19 protein-coding genes are annotated in these 24,538 nt (G+C 55.6%); 13 read left to right on the top strand and 6 right to left on the bottom strand.

Annotation, left to right across the window (positions count from 1 at the left end; all coding sequences use genetic code 11):
* Positions 1-64 precede the first annotated feature (64 nt).
* From hisI to THTE_RS07490, 7 genes are all read left to right on the top strand, one after another.
* The gene (gene hisI, locus THTE_RS07520) at positions 65-487 is read left to right on the top strand and encodes a phosphoribosyl-AMP cyclohydrolase (protein WP_095414848.1); all 423 of its coding nucleotides are present in this window, start codon (positions 65-67) and stop codon (positions 485-487) included.
* An 82-nt stretch (positions 488-569) separates the two neighbouring features.
* Entirely contained in the window at positions 570-1,454 is an 885-nt protein-coding gene (gene hisG, locus THTE_RS07515) for an ATP phosphoribosyltransferase (RefSeq protein ID WP_095414847.1), read from the top strand.
* Positions 1,455-1,502: 48 nt separating this feature from the next.
* Positions 1,503-1,985: a RidA family protein gene (locus THTE_RS07510; RefSeq protein ID WP_095414846.1), complete on the top strand. Its 483-nt coding sequence runs from the start codon at positions 1,503-1,505 to the stop codon at positions 1,983-1,985.
* Between the two features lie 346 nt (positions 1,986-2,331).
* Complete coding sequence (locus tag THTE_RS07505; protein WP_095414845.1) at positions 2,332-3,051, top strand: response regulator transcription factor; 720 nt, start codon at positions 2,332-2,334, stop codon at positions 3,049-3,051.
* Positions 3,052-3,485: 434 nt separating this feature from the next.
* Positions 3,486-5,393: an ABC transporter permease gene (locus THTE_RS07500; RefSeq protein ID WP_095414844.1), complete on the top strand. Its 1,908-nt coding sequence runs from the start codon at positions 3,486-3,488 to the stop codon at positions 5,391-5,393.
* A gap of 60 nt (positions 5,394-5,453) precedes the next feature.
* Positions 5,454-6,800, top strand: a complete 1,347-nt coding sequence (locus THTE_RS07495; RefSeq protein ID WP_095414843.1) for a CNNM domain-containing protein — start codon at positions 5,454-5,456, stop codon at positions 6,798-6,800.
* Positions 6,797-7,777, top strand: a complete 981-nt coding sequence (locus tag THTE_RS07490) for a CNNM domain-containing protein (protein WP_095414842.1) — start codon at positions 6,797-6,799, stop codon at positions 7,775-7,777. Before THTE_RS07495 ends, THTE_RS07490 begins: the two co-directional genes overlap by 4 nt.
* Here the strand turns inward: THTE_RS07490 and THTE_RS07485 are convergent.
* From THTE_RS07485 to THTE_RS07475, 3 genes are all read right to left on the bottom strand, one after another.
* Positions 7,774-8,691, bottom strand: coding sequence for a class I SAM-dependent methyltransferase (locus tag THTE_RS07485; RefSeq protein WP_095414841.1), 918 nt, complete (start codon positions 8,689-8,691; stop codon positions 7,774-7,776). The genes THTE_RS07490 and THTE_RS07485 overlap by 4 nt on opposite strands.
* 18 nt (positions 8,692-8,709) lie before the next feature.
* Entirely contained in the window at positions 8,710-8,979 is a 270-nt protein-coding gene (locus THTE_RS07480; RefSeq protein WP_095414840.1) for an EF-Tu/IF-2/RF-3 family GTPase, read from the bottom strand.
* Between the two features lie 343 nt (positions 8,980-9,322).
* Positions 9,323-9,547 carry a hypothetical protein gene (locus THTE_RS07475; RefSeq protein ID WP_095414839.1) on the bottom strand — a complete coding sequence of 75 codons (225 nt, stop codon included), beginning with the start codon at positions 9,545-9,547 and terminating at the stop codon, positions 9,323-9,325.
* A gap of 398 nt (positions 9,548-9,945) precedes the next feature.
* On the opposite strand from THTE_RS07475, the gene THTE_RS07470 reads away from it, so the two are divergent.
* From THTE_RS07470 to THTE_RS07460, 3 genes are all read left to right on the top strand, one after another.
* On the top strand, positions 9,946-11,412 hold the full coding sequence (locus tag THTE_RS07470; RefSeq protein ID WP_095414838.1) for a Gfo/Idh/MocA family protein: 1,467 nt from the start codon (positions 9,946-9,948) through the stop codon (positions 11,410-11,412).
* A 180-nt stretch (positions 11,413-11,592) separates the two neighbouring features.
* A complete protein-coding gene (locus THTE_RS07465; protein WP_157731898.1) occupies positions 11,593-12,945 on the top strand; it encodes a Gfo/Idh/MocA family protein in 1,353 nt (450 codons plus the stop codon).
* A 378-nt stretch (positions 12,946-13,323) separates the two neighbouring features.
* Positions 13,324-13,740: a hypothetical protein gene (locus THTE_RS07460; protein ID WP_095414836.1), complete on the top strand. Its 417-nt coding sequence runs from the start codon at positions 13,324-13,326 to the stop codon at positions 13,738-13,740.
* Positions 13,741-13,825: 85 nt separating this feature from the next.
* Here THTE_RS07460 and THTE_RS07455 read toward each other — a convergent pair whose 3' ends face one another.
* Both THTE_RS07455 and THTE_RS07450 read right to left on the bottom strand, forming a co-directional pair.
* Positions 13,826-14,170 (bottom strand): hypothetical protein, encoded by a 345-nt coding sequence (locus THTE_RS07455; protein WP_095414835.1) that lies wholly within the window; start codon positions 14,168-14,170, stop codon positions 13,826-13,828.
* A gap of 371 nt (positions 14,171-14,541) precedes the next feature.
* A complete protein-coding gene (locus tag THTE_RS07450; RefSeq protein ID WP_095414834.1) occupies positions 14,542-15,660 on the bottom strand; it encodes an isocitrate/isopropylmalate dehydrogenase family protein in 1,119 nt (372 codons plus the stop codon).
* 699 nt (positions 15,661-16,359) lie between these two features.
* Between THTE_RS07450 and THTE_RS07445 the strand changes: the two genes are divergently transcribed.
* The 3 genes from THTE_RS07445 (at position 16,360) to THTE_RS07435 (ending at position 22,792) form a co-directional block, all read left to right on the top strand.
* A complete protein-coding gene (locus THTE_RS07445; RefSeq protein WP_237260227.1) occupies positions 16,360-17,109 on the top strand; it encodes an ABC transporter ATP-binding protein in 750 nt (249 codons plus the stop codon).
* A gap of 163 nt (positions 17,110-17,272) precedes the next feature.
* On the top strand, positions 17,273-20,614 hold the full coding sequence (locus THTE_RS07440) for a Gldg family protein (protein ID WP_095414833.1): 3,342 nt from the start codon (positions 17,273-17,275) through the stop codon (positions 20,612-20,614).
* Positions 20,615-20,761: 147 nt separating this feature from the next.
* Complete coding sequence (locus THTE_RS07435; protein ID WP_095414832.1) at positions 20,762-22,792, top strand: DUF4340 domain-containing protein; 2,031 nt, start codon at positions 20,762-20,764, stop codon at positions 22,790-22,792.
* Positions 22,793-22,916: 124 nt separating this feature from the next.
* On the opposite strand, the gene THTE_RS07430 is transcribed toward THTE_RS07435, so the two are convergent.
* A complete protein-coding gene (locus tag THTE_RS07430) occupies positions 22,917-24,440 on the bottom strand; it encodes a CRTAC1 family protein (RefSeq protein WP_207651806.1) in 1,524 nt (507 codons plus the stop codon).
* Between the last annotated feature and the right edge of the window lie 98 nt (positions 24,441-24,538).

The raw sequence follows: 24,538 nt of genomic DNA, 5'->3' as shown, positions 1-24,538 counted from the left end.
TTGGGTCGAACCTAATGGCAAGGTCGTGACGTTTCGCAACCAGATTCTTTGAGGAAATAACGTGATGAGCGATAAAACTTCCACTTCTACAGATTCGATCCCACCGGCCGGCCCGGATTTCAGTCGCGGCGGGGGTATTCTTCCGGCCATCGCCCAGGACGCCGTGACTGGTGAAGTCCTCATGCTCGCGTATATGAACGCGGAAAGTTTTGCCGAGACGGTGGCCACCGGCCGGGCGGTTTATTTCAGCCGGAGCCGAAACAAGCTGTGGCGCAAAGGGGAAGAGAGCGGGCACGTGCAAATCGTCAAGGAAATCTTCATTGATTGCGATAATGACGCAATCCTTCTCAAAGTCGAGCAAGTGGGTGGGGCAGCGTGTCATACCGGCTATCGCTCCTGTTTTTATCGACAACTCACTCCCAATGGTCTGAAACCGGTGGGCGAGCCGGTTTTCGATCCGCAAAAGGTTTACGGTCAGAAATCCTGAATGTGTGTGGTCAAGCCGTATTCGCATAGTTTCGCACGGTTCAAAGCTTTAACAACGCTCATTCTGCGAGGTGAACGAAGGAATGTCTGAGTCTGGACAAGTATTGCGTCTGGGTTTACCGGCCGGTAGCCTTCAGGAAGCCACGGCCGATTTGTTTCGTCGTGCCGGTTACAAAATTACTTACACGAATCGGAGTTATTACCCGGCGATTGACGATCCGGAGATTGAGTGCGTTCTTATCCGAGCCCAGGAGATGGCCCGATACGTTCAGGACGGCGTCCTTGACGCGGGACTGACGGGCTACGACTGGATCATCGAGACGAAAGCGGATGTCGTGGAAGTTGCGGAGTTGGTATTTTCCAAAGTTTCCCGCCGACCGGTCCGATGGGTTCTGGCCGTTCCCGAGGACTCTCCCATTCAGTCGGTGAAAGATTTGGAAGGCAAACGCATCGCCACCGAAGCAGTGGGCATCACCGAGCAGTTTCTTGCTCGTCACGGGGTGAAGGCAAAAGTGGAATTCAGTTGGGGAGCCACCGAGGTTAAACCCCCACGGTTGGCGGATGCCATCGTGGAAGTGACAGAAACGGGTAGTTCCCTGCGCGCCAATAATCTGCGGATTCTGGAGGAAGTTCTAGTCAGCACGCCGCGGTTTATTGCCAACCGGGCTGCCTATCAGGACCCCTGGAAGCGGCAGAAGATCGAGGACATCGTACTCATGCTTAAGGGTGCGATGGCGGCTGAGGGCAAGGTCAGCCTGATGATGAATGTTCCGCGAAACAAGCTGTCACAGGTAGTGGCGATCTTGCCGGCCCTGCAAAAACCGACGGTGGCCGACCTTTCTGATCCCGATTGGGTGGCGGTCATCACCGTTTGCGACGAAAGCGTCGTGCGACAGATCATCCCGCGGCTTAAGGCGGCAGGCGCGCAGGGGATTGTGGAACAACCCATCACCAAGCTGATCGACTAACCCGGAACGCCTCGACTTGAAACCGAGAATTTCGTCCTACATCACACCATGACCCACGAAGAGCGGCTGCAACTGTGGTTGGAAAAAAATGGCCTTCGGCTTCCCTCCCCGCCGGAGCCAAAAGGTTTATACCGGCCCGTTGTCCAGACCAGCACCTGGCTGTGGACCTCGGGCCACCTGCCCGTCACTGACACCGGCGAGTTAATCCGGGGAACCGTGGGTGCGGACATGACGGAGGATAAAGGGCGAGAGGCCGCCGTTTGGGCGGGATTGGGAATTCTTGCTTCCGTGAGAAGTTATCTAGGCAGCCTTGATAAAGTGAAACGACTGATCAAGCTCACCGGTCTTGTTCAATCGGCTCCCGGATTCCACGGACAACCGTCAGTTATTAACGGGTGCAGCCAACTTTTCGCAGAGGTATTTGGAAACGATGGCGGCATCGGCGTGCGTACCGCTTTTGGAACTCCCACGCTTCCTTTAGGTGCTGCAGTGGAGATCGAGGCCGTGTTTGAGCTTGCTGATTCCCAGTGACCCGTTCTTCCCGTAACTGCGGTGATGCGATGAGACACGAGAATCCTAGAAAAGGCCGGCAGGCCGAAGGAGTATTTCCCGCTCGTTTGTCTTGTTGACAAGATGAGAAGGCTGTAACCCTGTCCGGCTTTTCTGGGGATCAGTCAGCGGAAGGGGGGAGGAATAACGTAAAACAGGAAGATCGATCTTCAGAAGGAGGACTTTGACCCAGAGCATGTCCGTGCGCCAGTACTTGAGCTGTTACAGCTCGATAAAATAACGGAACTCAGAGGGTGGAGCGCTCAGCGCACGACGCCTCTTTTCGATCGTTTTTTTGCTGGCGGGACTGTGCATGGGGAAATGATGCATGAGCACTTGTCAGATTCTGGTCGTTGAAGATGACACTCGCATCCAGGAACTTCTTCAGTACAACCTCACGCGGGCGGGGTTTTCCGTGGTTTCAGCGTATTCGGCCGAGGAAGCTTTGTCTTTCCTCAGCCAGAGACCGATCGACATCGTCATTCTGGACCTGATGCTGCCGGGGATGGACGGCCTCACATTCTGTCGTCGCTTAAAAAGTCAGCCCGATACAGCGAATATTCCCGTCATCATGCTCACAGCTCGAGGAGAGGATCAGGCCATCGTGACGGGATTAGAAACCGGGGCTGATGACTACATTCCTAAGCCATTCAGTCCAAAGGTGTTGATCGCTCGAATTCGCGCTGTTCTCAGACGAAAGACGCCTGACAAAGAGCAGGACGAAGAATGCTATTCCGTTGGGGAAATCACGATCGATAGATCCCGACGGGAAGTGCGTGTGCGGGATAGGTCGATCCAACTGACGCGGACGGAGTTTGAAATACTCGATATTCTCGCCAGCCGTGCTGGTCGGGTACTTTCGCGAACGGAAATCGCCGAACTGGTTCACGGAGAGCCCTTCGTGACAACCGATCGGGCCGTGGACGTGCACATTGCGTCTCTCCGCAAGAAACTGGGGGAAGCGGGAAAAATGGTGGAGACAGTCCGTGGTGTTGGTTATCGGATTCAGCCCCACCAAGCCAGCCAGCCATCGCAAGTCGAGCCGTGAGAAACGCTCCCCCTAATTTGGGCAAGCGATCCAACGTTTTCCCCTTTGCAGGAAGATAATCCCCACTGAGGGGCGTCCGCCCTCGGGACAATCGGATACTGCGGCTCGTTTTGGTCCGACAGCTCTGTCTTTCGGGACTTGCAGGCACGGTCTAACATAAAATGGGAGGTTGGGGAGCGTCGACCGAAGGCAGAAAATGGGGGCCGGAGGAGCAGTTCGGAAATAGCAAGGAAACACGCCCCCGGGATGGTGTTGCTGTGCTGCGCGCGGCGAATTGCCGGCGTGTGAGACGTTGGTTGTTTCCAGTCACGGCGACCCCCACACTGGTGGTGCGAACAATGGCCCCAGATGGGGCAGGGGACAGGGGTTTAAAGTAGAAGCAGAAACCGGAGTGAACACCTCATAAGGCTTATTGGGAGCACCAGGAGAAAGCTTTGTTTGCAGGGCCGATATTAACTCGCGAAATGGCCGTTTGTCCCCGCCGCTGGCAATTCTTTCTTGCCAGAACGGCCTATGCGGCCATTCTCCTCTTAATCATGTGCACGGCATGGCTGGTGGTCACCGGCACGCAGTACATTCGAGATGTTGGGGACGCCGCTCGGTTTGGGGAAACGTGGTTTCAGATCGCCAGCCCGCTACAGCTTGTCCTGGCAATATTCTCGGCTGCATTGGTCGCCGCCTCGAGCGTCTGTCAGGAAAAAGACAAACGCACCCTCGATCTCCTCCTGGTAACAGAGCTCGCAAACACCGAGCTTGTTCTGGGGAAGCTTTTCAGCAGCCTTGTTACGCTTCTGACGACCTTGGTGGGTGGAATTCCCGTGTATCTTTTTGCTGCCCTTTTAGGTGGCATTTCTTACGGCCAGATTTTTCGCGTGTTCCTCGTTACCTTGGCAGCCATGCTCGTCGCCGGAAGTATCGGCACGGTTCTGGCTTTCTGGCGGGAAAAGACCGTTCAGGCAATCACGCTGACCATTCTCGCGCTTGTATTCTGGCTGGGCATCGGCGAGGTGCTGGCCTGGCAGGGGGAGCGATCGCTTGCGGGAATACCCTGCTCGTCGCTGGCTGTGATGATCAGCCCCTGGCGGGCAGTTCTGGAGGCGTCTCGCCCGATTCTCCGGGCAGAAGGCGCGCTCGGCATATTACGATATAGCTGGGCGGGGTTTCTTGCCGTGGAGCTAGTCTCTTTCCTGGTCCTGAATGGCATTGCCATTGCCGGAGTGCGAGTTTGGAACGTAGTTCGAGATCCTCGGCGGCAGCCGGCGGAGGAGGACTGGGCCACAGCCCAGGAAGCGGAAGTGCTCGAGCCAGCTCTCGCCGCTGTCGGGACAAGTGCTCAGGCCCAGACCAGGCCGTCTCAAAGCGAGACAACGGACCAGGATGGCGTGAAGGAGGCAACGGTTCCAACTCCAATCGCTCGAGGGGCAAAGTCGGTGGAAGAATTGAGCCGTCTTCACGCCGCACCGGGCAAAAAGAGAGAGGTGTGGGACAATCCGGTACTTTGGCGGGAGGTCTGCACATGGGCGTACGGAAGGCGCGCCCTTCTCGTACGGATTGGATATCTGGCCCTCTTTTTTGCCGCCTTTTTCACCCTGGCCCAGTATGGGGAAACTGCTGAGGGGGTCAACAAGGGCCTCGTCGCCGCAGTCACGGTGCCGGTTTTATTGATCAGTCTCATCCTCGTCAACACCCAGGCGGTCATCGCTCTGACGACGGAACGTGACGGTCGAACACTGGATCTCCTCCTGGTCTCAGACATTACCCCCAAAGAGTTTATCTTTGGCAAACTGGCGGGAACTTTTTACAACTGCAAGGAGTATGTGCTTTTACCCACGGTTCTGTGCCTGTGGCTGGGCTGGCGCGGCTGGCTGACGTGGGAGGACACCGTCTATCTCGTTGTCGGTCTGTGGGTGCTCTTTGGATTTGTGGCGATGCTCGGAGTTCACGCTGGCTTAAACTACGTCAACTCCCGCCATGCCATCGCGACCAGTCTGGGGACCGTGTTTTTCCTCTTTCTCGGTGTCGCCGTGTGCATGCGGGTGATGCTGGCGTTCAGTGGGTCGTTCCAGGCCCAGCTTCATCCGTTTCTGGCTTTCATGATCGGAGGCGGAGCGGGCCTGTACCTAGCGCTGGGGATTCGAAACCCGTCGAATGCATTGGCTCTCGCTTCGTTCGCCTGTCCCCTGGCCACATTTTATGCTCTTACCAGTCTTTTTTTGGGACAAACCCATCTGGTTTTTGTCACGCTGGTTGCCGCCTACAGTTTCGCCACGGCTGCGATGCTCATTCCGGCCATCGACGAGTTCGATGTGGCCACCGGCCGCACTACACTGGATGAGACCTGAACACGCAGGACGGCTCGAAGTGATACCGTTCCACTTGGAGGTCAGGGCGCCGCTGTGAGCATGCTCTCACTGATCCCGTTTCTGATCGTGATGGGGGCATTGGCAGTCCTGTCGGCATGCTTTTCTGCGGCGGAAGCAGCTTTCTTCTCGCTTCGTCGTCAGGACACGCAACGGCTGGCCACTTTCGGCTGGACAGGTCGCCTCGCTTCCTATCTTGCGAACCGAGGGGAACACCTTCTGACGGCCATTTTGTTCTGCAATTTGCTGGTCAACGTGGCCTACTTCACGATGTCTTCGGTGATCACACTGCACTGGCAGCGACAGGGGAATATCCAGCAGGCCGGTGTTTTCGCGTCGCTTTCCATCTTGGTTCTCATTTTCTTCAGTGAGATGCTGCCCAAAAGCCTCGCCGCCCAGCGTCCGGTAGCCTCCGCACTAATACTGGCCTTTCCCATCTACATGGCCGTCAGGTTGACAAACCCCCTTCTGCCGGTGTTACGTGGAATAGCCATCAGCATTCGACGAGTGTTCTGGCCCGGGTTCAAACCGGAACCCTTTCTGCGTGTCAGGGAGTTGGAAAAAGCGGTCCGCTTCTCCCAGGAGGCTGCGGCGGTACTGGAAGATGAACAACACGTCCTGGAGAACCTCGTCCAGCTTTCTGATCTACGCGCTGAGGATGTCATGCAGCCTCGCACCGAGGTCCGGATTTTCCACCGACCGGTATCACCCCCCGAGGCCAAAGCGGCATTCTCAGTGTCAAAGTATCTCTTCATCGTGGAGCAGGAAGACGAGGCTTTCACGGCAGCGATTTCTTCTCGGACCCTTATGAGAGCGGCACAGCGCACTGTGAGCGCTGACGAACCGCAACCGAATGTCCTACCGGCCTCAGATCAGAGTAACACAACCGAATCAGAAGGTTTGGATTCCGTGGACCTGGCTGTTTGGGCCGAGCCCGTTGCCTATGTCCCCTGGAACGTCACGGCTGCGCAGGTCCTGCAAACCCTGGTGGATGAGCATCGAGACGTGGCAGCGGTTGTGAATGAGTATGGCGAAACGGTGGGCATCATCACTCTTGAGGACCTTCTCTCCCGCATCTTCACACGTGAGACCAGCCGCAGCGAGCAGTTCTTCGGACGGCGTCCCATCCTCCCTGTACAGCCGGGCGTCTGGCACGTAACGGGGTTGACGAGTGTTTATCGCCTGTGCCGTTATTTCGGTCTGGAACATCCCGAGGAGGCCAGCCGTACAGTCGCCGGCATCTTTCAGGACCAATTAGGACGACTGCCCAAGCCTGGCGACATCTGCCGGTGGGGACCATTTGAATTGCGTGCCATTCAGGTGGGCCGTCGTGGTGTCATTCTGGCTGAACTTCGCCGCTGTGATCACGCGAAGGAGACCGGTGAATGACCCTCGTTTTGCCACTTGCTTTATTCCTCATCGGCCTTGCTTTAAGCGCACTTTTCAGCGGAACGGAAACCGGCTTCTATCGCGTTTCTCGATTACGACTCCAGGTCCTGGCGGGCACGGGTGATTGGCTTGCGCGCATCCTTGCCTGGTTCGCCGAGCGGCCCGCGTTATTCATTAGCACGACTCTTGTAGGCAACAATCTAGCCAATTATTTGGTCTCTTTCGCGGCCGTTGTTCTTTTACAGCAACTGGCCAGTGCGTCGACCACAACGGTCGAGTTTCTCGCCACGTTCGTCACGACTCCCATCGTCTTTATTTTCGGAGAACTCATTCCAAAGCGACTCTTCCTTCAGGCTCCTTTTCGGCTGCTTCGCATCACAGGGCCCGTCTTTGCCGTTCTGGCCGTCGTGCTGTTGCCCGTCGCAGTGATCCTCTGGGCGTATAGTCGAGTCTTGGCTTTGTTCCTTACTGCTCCGCTGGACGAAGCACGCTCCGAGATCACCAGTCAGGAGTTACGACGGATCATGGAGGAGGGTGAACACGCGGGACTAATTGTGGGCATGCAGCGTCGGATCGCTCGAGCCATTCTGGAGAGCGGCGCCAAACCGGTAAGCGCGTTCATGCAGGAACTCTCGGCTATTCCCCACGTTTCGCTCGACATCACCTGGCAACATCTGGCTCAGCAATCATCCTTTAAAGAAGAGGAGTTTGCCCTGGTTTGCGAGAGCACCGGTGATGGAAGATACAGAGGCTACGTATGTCTGGCGGAACTCTTTTTGAATCCAGAGACACCGGTGCGTGCTTTTGTTCGGCCGATTTTTCGCGTTTATGCGGAGGAGCGATTGGTGTCCGTCCTTCAAGAGCTGTTTCGGACACGGGAACCTCTGGCGCTGGTGGTAAATGCAAAAGGTCAGCCTGTGGGCGTGCTCATCGAGCGGGCATTGCGCCGCCTCTATCTTGTGGATAGCAACTCTTAGAGCTTGTTCGAAGGTGCCGGAACACCGAGCGCATCCCAGCGGACCATCATACCGCTGGGAAGGAATCGGCCATCCGCAGTAGGAATCGCCATCATCCGGATTTTTAATTCCCCATACTGCCAAATCTCTGGACGAATCCCGTGGATCAATCGTGTAACCTGCTGGGTACCGTAACCAGGCGTGTGGCACGTGAAGAGGAAGAAACCCCGGTCGGGGGCCATTAGCTCAAAACACATTCGTACAAGGGCCTCAATATCTTTGTGAAACTGAAAGGCCTCGCCTCGGGGACCATGACCGTAACTGGGCGGATCCAGAATGATCCCCTCGTAGCTTTTGCCTCGCCGCAGCTCGCGCCGCACAAATTTTCGCGCGTCTTCGACAATCCAGTGAATGGGCCGATTTTCCAGGCCCGAGTGCTCGGCGTTACGACGTGCCCAACCCACCACATTCCGAGCGGCATCCACATGGATGACCTCGGCTCCTGCCAGTGCCGCCGCCAGAGTAGCCCCTCCCGTATAGGCAAAAAGGTTGAGAATCGGCTTGGTGGGAGGAGTGGCGCGAAGCCGATAGTAGAGCCAGTTCCAGTTGGCAGCCTGTTCCGGAAAAAGCCCCACGTGGCCAGAATCGTTCCGCTTCAATTCGAACACGAGCGGGCCCCATCGAATCGTCCATCGCTGCGGGACGTGAGTCTGGTCCACCCACCTGCCCAGATTCCCACGAACCCGCTCGAACCGACTGTGAGCCATGCGCCACAACGGCGGCCGAACCGGCGGCCCTTCCGCCGCGGGACTGGGCCGGTCTAAAACCCACGCTCCAAAGCGTTCCAGGCGACGTCCTTCTCCGAAATCGAGGAGCTCGTAATCCTGAGTCTGAAAAGGAGTTGCACCCCATTCTTCGCAGTCAACCTGGAACATGTGAGGAATCGCACGCCCTTATGCCGACGCCTCCGGAACTACCTTGTACACGGTATCGTGTTCACGCGCATGTTCCGCAACTTTGATCCCCACGTTCTGCCCGGCCTCCGCCTGCTGAACGGGCCGCCTGTCAATTTGAATCGAGGTCACAGGCTGGTAAAAGTCAGTCGTGTGCCCTTTGATGTGGATGGTATCTCCTACGGCCAGAGTGCCATTCGTAATCTCCACAGCCGCCACGCCCAAATGGCTGAAGTAGTGTGTTACGCGTCCCACTGGAATCTCTGCCATGGCATGTCCTCCTTCTTGCAAGAAACGAACTGGTTGGGTGTGACCGGATCGTACATCGATCCACTGGCCGCACTCACACCTTATGGAACGACCAAACGCGAACAAGGTTACATCGTAAGCCGCACCACAGCGCGGGCACATGATTGCCATGGCATGGACTCCCCATTCCAGTATGGCATACCCACGCGGAACCTGCAACGAGACGCAGCTATGTGGGAGCGTTTCCACGAAAATAGGGCCGCTCAGCCTCGTGCTTCGCGGCCCTTTCTCGTCGGGGTGAGCGGCGTCAGCCGACGCTGAGACCTTTTGCCTTTCCCCGATCCGAGGACAGGCTTCCAGTCTCTCAAATCTCGGTCAGCATTTCTTCTTGCACGATTTCTTGGTTGCCTTCTTGGCAGCAGCCTTCTTGGTTGCCGCACCCTTCGTCGCTGCTTTCTTGGTCGCCACGATACGTACCTCCGTCCAAACAGTACCCGCGGGATGGCTCCGACCGCCGAAGCCGTTTACAGGCCACCTTTCCCGCCTGGGCACATACAGCCACACCCAGCCACGTTTTCAGGGCCGCCATCGCTCAATGGCCACCATCGATGGCACGCCGCAAGTGGTTTCATCGGCTTTATATCGAAGGTTGCAAAAATTTCAATGCCCCCGAGGCACTTTTTTAGGTCCCGGTTGCTTGAAAGAGTGGTGCTGGTGATCGCCGCGATTCAGCCCAAGGCACGTTCTGGAAAAAGGTCGAACAGTCTTCGCCAGGCGACGTCCCCACGGGAAAATTTAAGCCCAAGACTGGACGACGAGCTTCCGTCTTGTTTTAATGTTGGCGGGCTTCGAGCAGGGCGCTCGGTCCGGTTCCATCCAACCTTGGAAGCACACCAGAGCCGGAGATACATCTTTCCAAACCGCGAACGATTCACCAGCAAACCATTGCACGATCCGTCACACCCTTTGATGAAGGAGGTCAAACCTATGCGTGTTCATCGTCGCTCCTTTCTCAAAACATCGGCTGCCGCTGGGGTGGTCTTCACTTTTGCGATCTCGGGCACACGCAGCTCGGGTCGAATCATCGGCGCTAATGAGACGATCAACATCGGTGTGGCGGGCATCCACGGACGCGGTGGAGCCCATATTGATGCCTTTGCCAGTATGCCCAATGTGCGGGTCACGTATTTGATCGATCCCGACAGCCGATTGTTTGCTAGTCGCATCAAGCAGGTCGAAAAACGCGGTGGTAATACCCCCAAGTGTGTCCAGGATATCCGCGAGGCTCTGGACGACAAGAACCTGGACGCAATCTCTATCGCCACCTGCAATCACTGGCATTCGCTCATGACAATTTGGGCATGCCAGGCGGGCAAAGACGTTTACGTGGAAAAGCCGTGCAGCCACAACGTGTTCGAGGGCCGCAAGTGCGTCGAGGCCGCCCGCAAATACGGCCGAATTGTGCAACATGGCACGCAGAGTCGGTCGAGTGCCTCCTGGGCACAGCAGGTGGCCGCCATCGCTTCAGGCAAATACGGCAAACTGTTGGTCTCGAAAGGCTATGCCAGCAAACCACGGTGGTCCATCGGATTCAAAGAAGATAAGGATCCGCCGCCTGGGCTGGACTACAACCTGTGGCTCGGACCCGCTCAGTGGATGCCGTACAACGAAAACCTCGTCCATTACAATTGGCACTGGTTCTGGCCAACTGGCAATGGGGAAATCGGCAATCAGGGAGTTCATCAGATGGACATCGCGCGTTGGGCGATCCCTGGCGCCACGTTGCCGGACTGGGTCATCAGCGCGGGTGGCCGATATGTCGACGAGCCCAACCACAACTGGAAGGACCAGGGCCAGACGCCCAACATGCAGATCACCGTCATGGGTTTCGGAGATGTGCTCTTGCTCTTTGAGGTGCGAGGTCTCGTGGGAAAAGCAGGCCCGGGCGGCAAAAAATTTGACCCCATCGTCACCAACGAATTCTATCTTGAAGAAGGCGTCATCAAGGACGGTAAGTTCTATCCCAAGGGAAAGGACCAGCCAGAACCGCTGGTGAAGGTGGACGTCAAAATGGGTCCGGGCGACCAATTCGAAAACTTCATCGCATGCATGCGCAGTCGCAAAGTCGAAGAACTGCACGCCGATATCGAGGTTGCCCACTACTCTTCCGCCCTCTGCCACCTGGGTAACATTTCTTATCGCCTGGGCAAGGAAGTCAGCTTCGCCGAAGCGGCCGCCGGATTGCCAAACCACGAGCTGGTCGCCGCTGCATGGAAGATGCTGGAAGACAACATCGCGGGCGCTTTGGGCGTGGATCTGACGAAGCTCACGTGCATTTTGGGCCCCAAATTGGCGTTCGACCGAAGTAAAGAGCGTTTTGTTGACAACCCCGAAGCGGATAAACTCCTCACGCGAGATTACCGGAAGCCGTTCGTCGTTCCGGAAAACGTGTGATTTCGAAGAAAAGCTCCGCGTTGTGCGGTCGTAATTCCGATCCATGCTCAACTGGGCGAGGGATCCTCGCTCAGGGCGGTTGGAGATTCGCCCTTGGATCCTAAGAGAAATTACACCATCCTGGCTGAAGTGTTCACCTTTACCCCATCCATCCTCCGTCCGATGACAGGAGATCCAGCCATGAACAAGCCTGATCGTTTGTCCCGCCGGAGTTTTCTCGATCGAACAGCCCTCCTGGGCGGCGCAGGAATGATGGTGCCCACCTTCATTCCCGGTGCCGTACTCGGCGAGGGAGGCACCTCGGGCGCCAGTGAAAAAGTGAGGGTTGGCCTCATCGGTTGCGGCGGAATGGGCCAGGCGAACCTCGCAAACACCGCACAGCACCCAGATGTGGTTGTCGCGGCCGCCGCCGATCCGTGGGAGTCCCGTTTAGATGCCGTGCTCAAGAAATACCCCGGTTGCAAAGGTTTTAAAGACTATCGCGAATTGCTGGATCAAAAAGATGTAGATGCCGTGATCATTGCGTCACCACCCCACTGGCATTGTCTTCATGCGATCCACTCTTGCGAAGCCGGCAAAGATATCTACCTGCAAAAACCCATGACGCTCCATCTCGGGGAGAGTCTGGCGGTTCGCAACGCCGTAAAGAAGCACAATCGCATCAGCCAGATCGGCACCCAAATCCACGCATCCGAAAACTACCGTCGTGTGGTGGAAAAGATTCGGGCAGGGTTTATCGGGCAGGTCAGCGTCGTTCGGACGTTTAATGTCATGAACCAGGGGCCGGAAGGAGTGGGACGCGACCCCGGCACTCCGTGCCCCCCAGACCTGAACTGGGAGCTCTGGATCGGCCCGGCGCCCATGCGACCGTACAACCGCATCCTCGCCAGCAGTTCCTACTACCATTGTTCCTGGATGGACTACAGCGGGGGCTGGACACCGGGAATGGCGCCCCACATCATCGACCTCCCCATCTGGGCGCTGGATCTCAAATATCCGCTTCGCGTCCACTGTTCAGGTGGTCGCTACATTATTCGTGACGATGGGGACGCCCCGGATGTTCAGGAAATCCTGTGGCAGTACCCGAACCTGACGATGACCTGGATGTGCAATCTCGTGAACAGCTACGGCTTCGACCTCCACGGGAACCCCGTGCCACAACGTCGTCTGGGCATTTATTTCCATGGAGTGGATGGAACGCTGTACGCCAATTACACGATGCATCAGGTGGTGCCGGAAGGCGATCGCATGAAGGACCGTGAGCCGCCGCCTGCTTCCATCCCGCCCTCGCCTGGACACGAACTGGAATGGATCAATTGCGTGAAAACACGAGAACAGCCATCCTGCAGCGTGTTCTATCACGTTCGCGTGGATGTCCCCATCGTGTTGGGAAATCTCGCGTACCGTTTGGGACGGTCGCTCACCTTCGATCCGGATTCGGAACAAATCGTTGGAGACGAGGAAGCGGCGCGTCTCGCCGTTCCGGTTTATCGAAAGCCGTGGCGTTTCCCGGAGGAGTATCTGAAGGGATAGCCTACCGCGTGCCCGAATGGGTGCCGGTCCCGTCCGATGGCAACCATTCGGGGGTTCGGCTCAAGCGTTTCGCGCGTCGTAGGAACTCCCTAAAGCGTGACAAGAGGGAAAGGGGGTGCGTTCGGCTTCTGCAGGCCATTTTATCGCAGTTACACCCCCCACATGAGTGATGCATTTTCGCACCTCACTCTCAGCCATTTCCCACCAATAGATCTTATAAGCTAGATTTTCCCAGACAGGGAAAATCGGAATGAGTTGGCCGAGCCGGCTACCCGCTGCTCAACGCAGATCGGTATTCGCAGCGAGTGGGTCGGTAAGGCGAGGAGACCATCGCTTCAACGTTTTTCTACGCTGACTCTGGTGGGCGAGGCTGAGAGCATGCCATTCTTCACCCAGAAAAAAGTTCACGAAGTGCAAAGTTTCGTTCTCAAATTTGTCAACAGCCACTCGGAAGTGGCGGAATCCGTTGAACTCGGACAAAGGCGGGAGTCGCGTACCCGGTTGTGCGTCGTGGCGGTTTTGATTCCTTATGACGCCAGGACGATCCCGGTCCGGGAAAAGTTACCGGTGATCACAAAGGAATTTTCCTCCACTGGGATGTCGGTCATTCTGTCCGAGCCACGTGGATACGACCGCGTGGTGGTGGGACTAAAGTATCAGGGGGAAATGCGATTCATCCTTGCCAGGGCCGTGCATCTGACCCCCATGGGCGGCGGTTTCTTTCAGCTCGGTCTGGAGTTCCTCCAAATGCTTCACCCAGGCGATCACCCCGAGTTACGGGAGGTGGTTTTCTAAACACAAAAAAGGTGTTACCAACTACGGGTAACACCTTTCGTCGCCGGGGGCTTAAGCTCTTTTCTGCTCCGCCGCAACGGTGCTATTACCACCGCAGGCTGAAACCAAATCTCGGTCCGTAAATACCAATTCCGCCGTGACTGTGCGAATAACCATAGTATCGAGGCCTGTGGCAATCATCGTGCCGCGGAGGCACAATGATCACCGGCGGATGACCAGGGTACGGTTTCACAATCACCGGCGGCGGCACATGGTGTGGATGATGGTAGCCGTACCAGTAGTCGCGACCCTCGTGGACAAACGAGTAAACGCCACCACCGAAGGTTGGACCCCGACGGTCACCTCGTCCCCAGTCGTCGTGCCCTAGGGCGGCTTGAGCGCCAGCCAGTCCTATCGCACACACAACAGCCAGTAGCCATTTCCCACGCATGACACCCTCCTCTTTTCTGCAAGGCGTTCCTGATCCGGGCCACGCAACCAACCGACGTGAGGATCCAGAGCATATCCCGTGCCAGAACTTTGCAACTTTCTCTAAGTGATGAAAAGAAAGGAAGATATGGATGAGCACAACACTTAAGTACGCCAGAGAAGTCGAGTCAAGCACATTCAAAAAGACTGCGCACGCGCATCCTAAGCGCAGCGCTTCACGGGTGCGCCTCTTCAAATGGTCGCAAAAAGCTCATTCCTCTTAGTATCACATCGTCCCCCAAACGAGAATTTACCAATTTTTCCGATTGGGGAGGGTCAAGCTACCGGAAAAACACCTGGATGGATGGGGGCCTTCCGCTCTTACGGGGACAGCTATTTTGCCGTCGTTCGTAGCTCCTCGATCTTTCGGCAGATTGCGTCGGCCATTTCCTGGGTTCCCACCGCCGTCGGGTCATTGCGATCTGGTTTGAGATCGTACGTCACGTATTTCCCCTCCCGAATCACCTCGGCCACTGCCCGTTCGAGCAGGTCGGCGGCCTCCTTCTCGTTCAGATAGCGGAGCATGAGAACCGCCGACAGAATGAGTGCGGTGGGATTGACCTTGTTGAGCCCCTTGTACTTTGGAGCGCTGCCATGTGTAGCCTCAAAGACTGCGCCGTTCTCTCCGATGTTGGCTCCTGGTGCCACGCCCAGTCCGCCCACCAGTCCGGCTGCCAGGTCACTGATGATGTCTCCGTAAAGATTGGGGAGGACAAGTACATCATACAGATCCGGCTTTTGGACAAGCTGCATGCACATGTTGTCCACAATCCGGTCCTCAAATTCGATATCCGGAAACTCCTGGGCGACCCGCCGTGCCACATCGAGGAACAATCCGTCGGTGAATTTCATGATGTTGGCCTTGTGGACGGCCGTGACCTTCCTGCGATTGTTTTCTCGAGCATACCGGAAGGCGAATCGCACGATCCGCTCGGTCCCGGAGACGCTGATGGGCTTGATTGAAATGCCAGTTTCCTCAGGTCCGGTCTTTACTTTCCGATCAGTGGACAGGCGGTTGATTGTGCTGATCAGTTCGGCGGTATTTGGCTGGCCCCGTTCAAATTCGACCCCCGCATAGAGATCTTCCGTGTTCTCGCGAATGATCACCAGGTCCACGGGTACCCGCTCGAAAAACGTCCGCACCCCTGGATAGTATTTGCACGGACGCACGCATGCATAAAGCCCTAATTCCTGCCGGAGATACACGTTGATACTGCGGAATCCGGTTCCGACCGGTGTGGTGATCGGGGCCTTTAACGCGCAACGTGTTCGGCGAATGCTCTCCATCGTTGCCTCTGGGAGCGGGGTCCCGGTCCTTTCCATAACGTCCACGCCGGCTTCCTGAACATCCCAGTGAATTTCGACGCCCGTGGCATCCACACAGCGACGAGCAGCGGAGGCCAGTTCCGGCCCGGTTCCGTCACCGGTAATGAGGGTCACCTCGTGAGCCATGCTTATTCCTTTCCCACCGTGCAACCGTGTTTGAAAACAGCAAAATCGGCAACAATTCTCTCCACGGAGAGCTAGGTTCGCGCCCACCGGAAGTGGGGCAAATGCCCGGTTTCGAGTCGAAGCAGAGCCTCATCCGGACAATTAGCACAACGGGATGTGGCGAAATTTAAATGGTAGCGTGTTTTTGTCGCCTAGGGGAGCCGCCCCCTATCCCAGCTTTCACGCCACGCACCCGCTCGCTGATGATAAATGTCTCTTGGCAAATCGCCCGTTCTTGTGAAGCGCCCTTCGCTGCAACAGTCACCCGACCACCGGCAACCAAACATATTGCGTTAATTGGGCTGTGGTAACGGATTTTATCCGGAGTGAACACCCCGCCGTGGTTCTGGAGCGAGAAAGGCGGGGGGATTATAATGACACTCTCACCGCTCCATAACTGGGCAGCACGTTCGGTCCTCAGCAGCCCCACCCAACGCGGGGAAAAAATACGCGTCAGATTCCCGCAAGGTCAATGTTCAACTTTACGCCAGGGCGGGGAATGAACCGCGGACATGGAAAGGCCGTAGCTTTCCGTAAAACGATTGTTTCGGTGACGAATCGGGGCTGGTCGTTTGTTCTCAATTAGCCTGTCCGACGGATCGACCGGACATGTTCGCGTAGTTTGGCAAAACGCAATTGTCACCGTGGAGCCAAAAAGTCATGAAGAAAGATGGTCGGTTGATGATTGAGGCAGATGGCCTCTGTAAGTACTACGGAGACTTTGCTGCCATTGAGAATGTCACGTTCCAAATTCGCGAGGGAGAGGTGGTGGCTTTCCTGGGGCCAAACGGAGCCGGGAAAAGCACCACCATGAAACTGCTGACCGGCTATCTGGCTCCGAGTGCCGGGACTGCCCGGATCGCCGGCTACGACATGACGACTGAGGAGCGATTGGAGGGAGCCCGGCACCTCGGGTATCTCCCTGAAAACGGTCCGCTTTACGCGGACATGACCCCCATCGGGTTGCTTCAGTTTTTCGCGGAAGCCCGGGGAATCCCGCCCGCCCAGCGGCAGCAGCGCATTTCGGAGGTGGTGGAGTTGTGCGGCCTGGAAGGCGTGTTGCGGAAACCGATCGGGAAGCTGTCGCGTGGGTATCGGCAGCGGGTAGGAATGGCCCAGGTGCTCCTTCATCGGCCGGATGTCCTCATTCTCGACGAACCCACTGCGGGACTTGATCCCAATCAGATTCACGAGGTTCGGGAAACGATCCGCCGCCTGATGGGAGAGCGGAAGACGATTCTGCTTTCCACCCATATTCTCCAAGAGGTGGAAGCCATGGCCACCAGAATTCTGTTTATCAACGAAGGCCGACTGATCTACGATGGGCCAGTTGAGGATGTCATTCGTACCGGCAAGCGACTGGACGAATGGTTCAGGGAACTGTCAATGGGTCAACAAGTCGCTGTTTAATGGCGTGGAACGGGGCGATTTCAGAGGGCTTTCTCAAAGGGAAAAGCCCCACGCCCTAGAAATCCAGGGGTTGTCCACAAGGCACTGATCAGCAGCGCAAGAAAGTCGTCAGGAAATTGCGAAAACTAAATAGACACTGTTCGGACACTGAGGTGTCGAGCGTATGAATACGAAAGTCTTGCTGGCCGTTGCTAAACGGAATTTCATCAGTTATTTTGCCAGTCCAATTGCCTACCTCTTTATCTGCGTGTTCGTCGCTCTGAGCACCGTGGCCGCTTTCTGGCCCAATGAGTTTTTCGATGCCAACCTGGCCAATCTCGATCAGCTCAATAAATGGTTTCCCTACGTAATGCTGGTCTTCATTCCGGCTATCACGATGGGCATCTGGGCGGATGAGCGCCGCCAGGGGACAGATGAACTCCTCCTCACGATGCCCGCAACAGATTGGGAAGTAGTACTCGGCAAGTTTTTCGCCGCAGTAGCAATTTTTACTGTGTCGCTGGTCTTTTCGTTCATTTGCAATTACGCCGTGTTGCGGAGTCTGGGCAACCCGGATTTCGGCCTGTTCGTGGCAACCTACCTGGGCTACTGGCTGATGGGTCTGGCCATGCTGGGGATCGGCATGGTGGCCTCGTTTTTTACAGCCAATCTTACAGTGGCGTATATCCTGGGCGTGCTGCTCAACGCACCTGCCGTCTTTTTGTCCTCAGCGGACGTGATCATGCGTCAGGACCTCGCCATCCGGGCTAAAGCGTGGAGCATCGCCGAGCAGTTCGCCAACTTTGGACGCGGCCTCATTACGCTTTCCGGCCTGGCGTATTTCGTCTTTATTGCCGCTGTAACACTCTACGTGGCCATGGTCCTGATCGGCCGGCGGCACTGGCCGACAGGGGAGTCTCGATTGCCTTCCGGACTGTTCTTCGCGGTGCTGCATCTTGCCTGGCTGGGGAGCTTCGCACTGTTGGGGAGTATCCTTGCCAGCAAATTGGGCGGCTCCACACTCTGGATAATTGGTCTTGTAATTGGTTATCTGATTCTGCACGCCGCGCTCCTCTACATCTGGCAGCAATTCCCAAGGAAGGAAACGATCACGCCCATCCACTTTGTGGCGCCCGGCGCGCAGGTGGTCACGATCATCGCGGGCGCTGTTGTGGCTATCCTTTGGGGAGAGAAGCTCAGCTCTGGCTGGGTCTTCTGGACGCTCATGGCGATTCTGATTGCTCTCCATGTGCTTTTCTTTGTGGGTTGGGCCACTTTCCCTCGCGCCGTCGCGCTGATGCCCGCCCACTTCACACTGCGGACGCTCGCCCTGGCAGCGGCGAGTTTGGGTTTGGTGGCTGTTCTTCAGGCGGCTGATGTGCGCGTGGACATTACCAATGAAAGGATCAGTTCGCTGTCGCCGCATACGCTTCAGATTCTTCGCTCGCTGGATCCCAAGCATGTTGTCCAGATTGAAGCCTTTATCAGTCCTGAGGTTCCCGAGTCGTACATACAGACGCGTGCGAACCTCATCAATTTGCTGAAAGAATTCGAAGCCAGGGCCAAAAACGTTCGTGTGAGAATCAATAACACGGAACTGTTCACAGCGGAAGCCCAACGGGCAGCGGAGCGATTCAACATCACACCGCAACGTGTGTTCGCCCTGCAGCAGGGCCGGTGGACCGAACACAGGATCTTTATGGGCGTGGCCTTCATATGCGGTTTAGAGAGAGTTGTCGTCCCCTTTATCGATCGAGACATTCCCGTGGAATATGAATTGATCCGGTCCATCGCCACGGTCACGCAGCAAAAGCGAAAACGGGTGGGTATCCTGACGACAGATGCCCAACTTTTCGGACAGTTCAGTTTCCAGGGCGGAGAGGAGCGCTGGCCCATTGTGGACGAACTTCAGAAGCAGTACGAGGTCGTGCGGGTCGAACCCGCGGACCTTGTGACGAACGACGAAGAGTGCGAAAAGGCGGGCATGAAGGTGCTGGGCCTTGCTGATGCCAGCGAGAGCAAAATCATTGAACGTGGACGGGAACTCCTCGGCCTGAATGTCCCGACCGACAAGCTTACAGACCAGCAAAAAGAGCAGTGTAAGGCCAAAGTTAAAGAGGAAGCAATGAAGCTGGGACGGTGGGACGTCCTCCTGGCTGTGCAGCCCAGCACGCTTGCGCCAGAGGACATGGACCGATTCATCGCGGCCATCAGTTACGGCCAGCCCACCGTCGTCTTTGAAGATCCGATGCCCTTATTTGCGTCCAACGTGGCGGGCACGGGTCAGGAACGGCGGCCGCCGCAGCAGATGATGATGTTCGGGATGCGGCCCTTGCCGAAAGGTGATATCACCAAATTGTGGCGGAAGCTGGGAATCGATTTCACAGCCAATGAGATTGTCTGGCAGAGGTACAATCCTTATCCGAAATTCCAGCTCTTCGAAGAGAACCCTGAGTTCGTCTTCGTCAACTGGAGCTGCGGTGCGGAGGAACCGTTCAACCGACAAATTCCGGCGGTGGGTGGACTGCAACAGGTTCTGTTCCCGTTCCCCGGAGCAATCACAAGGCTCAACAGCTCCACGATGAAGTTCACCCCCCTGGTGCGAACCGGCCGTGTGACCGGTCTCATCAACTACGATGACATTTTCCGAATGGACTTTCTCACCGGCACGCGGGAGCTCAATCGAAATCGCGAATTTCGCCCCACCCGTACCGAATACATCCTGGCGGCCGCCATCGAAGGCAAACTGCCAGAAATGAAGATTACCAAGACCGAAAGCAGTTCCAACAGCGACCAGAATTCCGAGAAAGTTGAAGAAATTCCCAATAAACAACATGACTTCAAAGTTGTGCTGGTCTCGGATATTGATATGCTTCACGAGACGTTTTTCCGCCTTCGCCAGCGTCAGGACCTGCCCGGTCTCGATGTTAAGCTTAGCTTCGACAACGTCACCATGGTGCTGAACCTCATCGACTGGGTGGCGGGAGACGATCGATTTATTGATATCCGTAATCGACGCCCCAAACATCGCACCCTGACCACCATCGAGCGGGCAACCGAAGCGGCTCGGGCTCGCGCGGCCGAGGAACGCCAGAAACTTCAGGAGGCATACAACAAAATCGAGCGAGAAGAAAGGGAAAAGCTCGAACAAAGTATTAAGAAGCTCGAAGAGGACATGAAGAAACAAAATATCAGTCTGGACGAGATTCTCAGGCGCGTCGCGATAGCTCAGCAGCAGGGCGAGCGGCGCCTGAATGCGCGAATGGAAGAAGAACGACAAAAGCGGGACCGTGCCCTGGAACGTATCGAAACCGAGCTCAGCCTTTACGTGCGACGTTTGCAGAACTTCTACAAGATGGTCTCCGTGATCATCCCGCCCCTTTTCCCGCTGGGGCTCGCCGTCATCGTGTTCATCTGGAGACGGGCCAAGGAAATGGAGGGAATTCCCGATATTCGGCGGGTGCGGCGATCCTCGACCACCCAGACCGCCAGCAGTGCCGTAGTCACGAGCTCCGAAAAAGGCTGAATCGTTACCTCAGTCAGCAACACTTGGTATTTGGACCATTGAGTAATAGAACAAAGCGAAAATACGAGTTTCACGCCAATCATCGTAACATAAGCCTTTTATTCCTGACAACGATTTCCTGCAAGGGAGTTGAGGAGATAGCCAGCAATGAATAACGAAATTAAAAAAACCCTGGCCTTTATTGGCGCGTCCTCGCTCATTCTCGTTATCGCATGGTGGAGCCATTATACTCCGACAACGAATATAAAAACTGAGTTGAGGGGACAATTACTTTGCCCGAACCTCACCGACGCCCTCGCGGCCACTAGTCTGGAAATCTTCGAGTACGATCCCAACGCAGTGCGGATCAAGAATTTCAAGGTTGCCCAGATCAACAACCGCTGGTGTATTCCCAGCCACGAAAATTATCCTGCCGATGCGAAAGAGCATCTGGCCCAGGCGGCTACTGCCCTTATCGGTCTGAAGATTCTGGATGTGGCCAGTGAGTCGCCCACGCAGGATGAGCTTGTCATGTATGGCGTCGTTGAGCCGACCAATGACGTGATTAAGACCGTCACGCGGGGCGTCGGTAAACGCGTGATTTTTCGTGACAGCAGCGATAAAGTGCTCGCCGATGTGATTATCGGTAACAAGGTACCCGACCGAGAGGAACTGCGTTATGTGCGGGTGAAGGGCGCAGAACCAGTTTACGTCGTTAAACTATCGGACGATAAGTTCTCGAGCGAATTCGGTGACTGGATAGAAAAGGATCTCCTCCAACTTAATCCCTGGGATATTCGTGATGTGCAATTGCACGATTACTCGTTCGATCCGGTGACGGCTGGCATCACCCCCCGATCGCAGGTCGTGCTTTCCTATGACGACTTAGGAAATCCCCGTTGGAAACTCGTCCGCGGCTTGATTTTTGACCTCGACAAAGGCACATGGACACCTCGCGAATTGGCCCAGGATGAAGAGCTCGACACAGCCAAGCTCGATGGATTGCGAACAGCACTGGACGATCTGAAAATCGTGGACGTGCGGCGCAAACCGCAAGGTATCAGCGCAAGCCTAAGCGCCGATGGATCAGTCAAAGCGAATAAAGAGACGGCCGCTTCCTTGAGTGAAGCAGGATTCTTCCTTGCATCGGCGCAGCAATTCTATCAGATCTTCCCAATGGTCGGCCAACGACAGATCAAACCCGGCGATGTGGAAGTGATTTCCAGCGAGGGAGAAGTTCGCGTCGGGATGAAGGATGGTGTGCGGTATCTCCTCCGGTTCGGTCGCGTTGTTGAGGGGCAGGGTGAAAGCACGGGGTCGGCGGGAGTCAACCGTTATCTCTTTGTGGTGGCGGAATTCGACCCTGAATTGATTCCGAAACCCGAGCTTCAGCCCCTTCCCGAACTACCCGCGGATAATGCGGGCAGTCCATCGCAACCGTCGGGACAGCAGTCTACTTCCAGCAGCGAGCAAAAAAGCACCATCACGGCGGAACAATCAAACGAAAAGTCGAGTGTAACCAGTCATTCCGGGGAACACTCCGCACCAGCAGACAGCGTTCAGACGTCCCCCGAAAACGCCCAAAAAACAGCCCAGGAGGCAAAAGAGGAGACCACGAAGCCCACACCTGATCAAGTGAAGTCCGATGCCTCGGCTCAAGGTAGCCAACAGGATGCCCAACCTCAGAAAAAGCCGGAGGACATCAAAGCTGAACGGGAGCGGATCGAAAAAGAGAATAAACGCAAGCAAGACGAATATCAGGAAAAACTTAAAAAGGGGCAGGAAAGAGTCACAGAACTCAATGCTCGTTTTGCAGATTGGTACTACATCATATCCGACGAAGTCTATCGCAAGATCCATCTCGGTCTGAGCGATATCATCAAAAAGAAAGAGCAACAGACTGAACAAAAGTCCGATCAGACCGGTGAGAAACAACCTGCGACCAGTGAAACAGACCAAAAGCCTGGTGAGCAATCTCCCGCGCAAAGTCCAGCAACTCCATCCGCAAGCAAACCTGAGACAGGAGAACAACAGCCCGCCAGTGGCAACCAACCTGACCAGCAACAGGCCCCGGAAACACCGGCAAAAACGGGGAATGATGCGGCTCCGTCTCAGCCGGCACAACAGCAAGGCCAGTCCGAAACACCTCGGCAAGGTGGACCTGCTTCAACAGCCAATTCCTCCGCGGAACAAAAGTAAGGTTCTTTCCATGACCTGTGCTGATCTGCGCTGCGATAAGTCTGGTGGTTATACGCCGCCGGACGTTACAGATTTTGCTGGCGTTTATAGCGGATTCTTCGCCTGGGCTAGAGGTGCAGGCGAGTCAGTGGCCCCGTATACGGGAGCGAGACCATCTGCCGCCCGGACTGACGGTGATAATCTGATCGGCAGGAATATTTTCGATAATGTCGTGACCACCGCCATGCCAATGGACTTCGAGACGATCCACCCGGTCGTGGCTACCCAATCCGAAATGCAGGCGTAACCCCCAGTGGCTCTGATATCCCCGACCAGCGTGAACCTCATCATACTGAACAAGTTCACCCGCCACGACCTTCACCCGGCTACCGACTCCGAAGCAATTTTTTCCCGTTTGACGGAGGTCGATCTGGATCCAGTGATTGTCTGTGTCTGTCACATTTCGCAGAACATCGGCGGTATCCTGCGAGTTGAGGATAACGACATCCACACGACCGTCCAGGTCCAGGTCCGCGAAAGCGACGCCCCGCGTTGACTTCACCAGATTCGGCAAATCTCCAGCGGTCGCACTCACATCCACAAATTTGCCACCGTCGTTGCGGAGAACAGCATTTGCCACTCGATAAGCCGTCGTATCGTCTATCTCACCAATTCTATCATTAATATGTCCGTTTCCGATAAAGATATCTTTATCGCCATCATTATCAAAATCCACCAGACCAACTCCCCAATTGACATACGGATACGCCCTTCCGCCTGCCCCTGTGCTGAATGTTACGTCCTCGAAAAATCCGTTCCCGGTGTTTTTATAAAGAACAGGCCACTCGTTTTGATAGTCCGACATAAACAGGTCCAACCAACCATCATTATCATAGTCTCCACAATCAACTCCCATGCTTGCGTTCTCGTCGCCGTAACCGTTATAGGCAACACCCCTCTCCAGAGCCGATTCTATAAAATACCCCTTACCATCGTTGACAAAAAGAAAATTAGCTCGAACATCGTTCCCCACAAAAATATCGGTATCGCCATCGTTATCGAAATCCCCCGCCACCATACCCATGCTTGTGCCTGCCACTTTTCCAATCCCCGAAATCTCCGTTACATCTCGGAACGTTCCGTCCCCATTGTTCTTAAAAAGGGTATCTTTGTCAGGGGGATACTCCTCAGGACTACCATACACGGGAATACCTGTCAATTGATGGAAAACGTGTTTGCTTTCATCGAACACAATATAATTACCCACGTACAGGTCGAGCCATCCATCGGCATCAATGTCCAGAAAAAGGGCGCCGGCTCCGACCCGTGAACCGTTGTCCACCCCGGCTTCGACGGTTACATCAGAAAACGTTCCGTCTTTATTGTTACGGTATAGAACATTCCTGCCGTAATTATTTACAAACAAATCAAGAAAACCATCGTTGTTGTAATCCCCAGCAACCACCCCCAACCCATAACCGGTATCACCTACACCCGCCTGGGCTGTCACATCAGTAAAGTGAAGCCCGCCGTCATTTCGAAATAATTTGTTCGTGGGTTTTTCCTTTTGTGGGCAACCGACAAGCGGAGCCCCGTTGAGAAAGTAAATATCGTCATCCCCGTCACCGTCGTAGTCGAAAAGACACAGGCCGGCTGTCACCGTCTCCACGATGTAATATTTGCCACAGCCGCCGTGAGTATGTCGAAAGTTAACGCCACTTTGTTGTGTGACGTTCCGAAAAACCAGTCGGGCGGGCTCTTTAGCTT

Origin of the sequence: Thermogutta terrifontis, assembly GCF_002277955.1 — a bacterium.
Classification (GTDB): domain Bacteria; phylum Planctomycetota; class Planctomycetia; order Pirellulales; family Thermoguttaceae; genus Thermogutta; species Thermogutta terrifontis.
The sequence above is the reverse complement of the archived record's forward strand: the minus strand, read 5'-3'. Positions and strand labels throughout refer to the sequence as shown.

Excerpts from the sequence above, each read along its gene's own strand:
- THTE_RS07490 (WP_095414842.1), top strand. The coding sequence starts at position 6,797 with ATGACCCTCGTTTTGCCACTTGCTTTATTCCTCATCGGCCTTGCTTTA.
- THTE_RS07460 (WP_095414836.1), top strand. The coding sequence starts at position 13,324 with ATGCCATTCTTCACCCAGAAAAAAGTTCACGAAGTGCAAAGTTTCGTT.
- hisI (WP_095414848.1), top strand. The coding sequence starts at position 65 with ATGAGCGATAAAACTTCCACTTCTACAGATTCGATCCCACCGGCCGGC.
- THTE_RS07450 (WP_095414834.1), bottom strand. The coding sequence starts at position 15,660 with ATGGCTCACGAGGTGACCCTCATTACCGGTGACGGAACCGGGCCGGAA.
- THTE_RS07510 (WP_095414846.1), top strand. The coding sequence starts at position 1,503 with ATGACCCACGAAGAGCGGCTGCAACTGTGGTTGGAAAAAAATGGCCTT.
- THTE_RS07455 (WP_095414835.1), bottom strand. The coding sequence starts at position 14,170 with ATGCGTGGGAAATGGCTACTGGCTGTTGTGTGTGCGATAGGACTGGCT.
- THTE_RS07440 (WP_095414833.1), top strand. The coding sequence starts at position 17,273 with ATGAATACGAAAGTCTTGCTGGCCGTTGCTAAACGGAATTTCATCAGT.
- THTE_RS07480 (WP_095414840.1), bottom strand. The coding sequence starts at position 8,979 with ATGGCAGAGATTCCAGTGGGACGCGTAACACACTACTTCAGCCATTTG.
- THTE_RS07475 (WP_095414839.1), bottom strand. The coding sequence starts at position 9,547 with ATGGCGGCCCTGAAAACGTGGCTGGGTGTGGCTGTATGTGCCCAGGCG.
- hisG (WP_095414847.1), top strand. The coding sequence starts at position 570 with ATGTCTGAGTCTGGACAAGTATTGCGTCTGGGTTTACCGGCCGGTAGC.
- THTE_RS07445 (WP_237260227.1), top strand. The coding sequence starts at position 16,360 with ATGAAGAAAGATGGTCGGTTGATGATTGAGGCAGATGGCCTCTGTAAG.
- THTE_RS07465 (WP_157731898.1), top strand. The coding sequence starts at position 11,593 with ATGAACAAGCCTGATCGTTTGTCCCGCCGGAGTTTTCTCGATCGAACA.
- THTE_RS07495 (WP_095414843.1), top strand. The coding sequence starts at position 5,454 with ATGCTCTCACTGATCCCGTTTCTGATCGTGATGGGGGCATTGGCAGTC.
- THTE_RS07470 (WP_095414838.1), top strand. The coding sequence starts at position 9,946 with ATGCGTGTTCATCGTCGCTCCTTTCTCAAAACATCGGCTGCCGCTGGG.
- THTE_RS07435 (WP_095414832.1), top strand. The coding sequence starts at position 20,762 with ATGAATAACGAAATTAAAAAAACCCTGGCCTTTATTGGCGCGTCCTCG.
- THTE_RS07485 (WP_095414841.1), bottom strand. The coding sequence starts at position 8,691 with ATGTTCCAGGTTGACTGCGAAGAATGGGGTGCAACTCCTTTTCAGACT.
- THTE_RS07505 (WP_095414845.1), top strand. The coding sequence starts at position 2,332 with ATGAGCACTTGTCAGATTCTGGTCGTTGAAGATGACACTCGCATCCAG.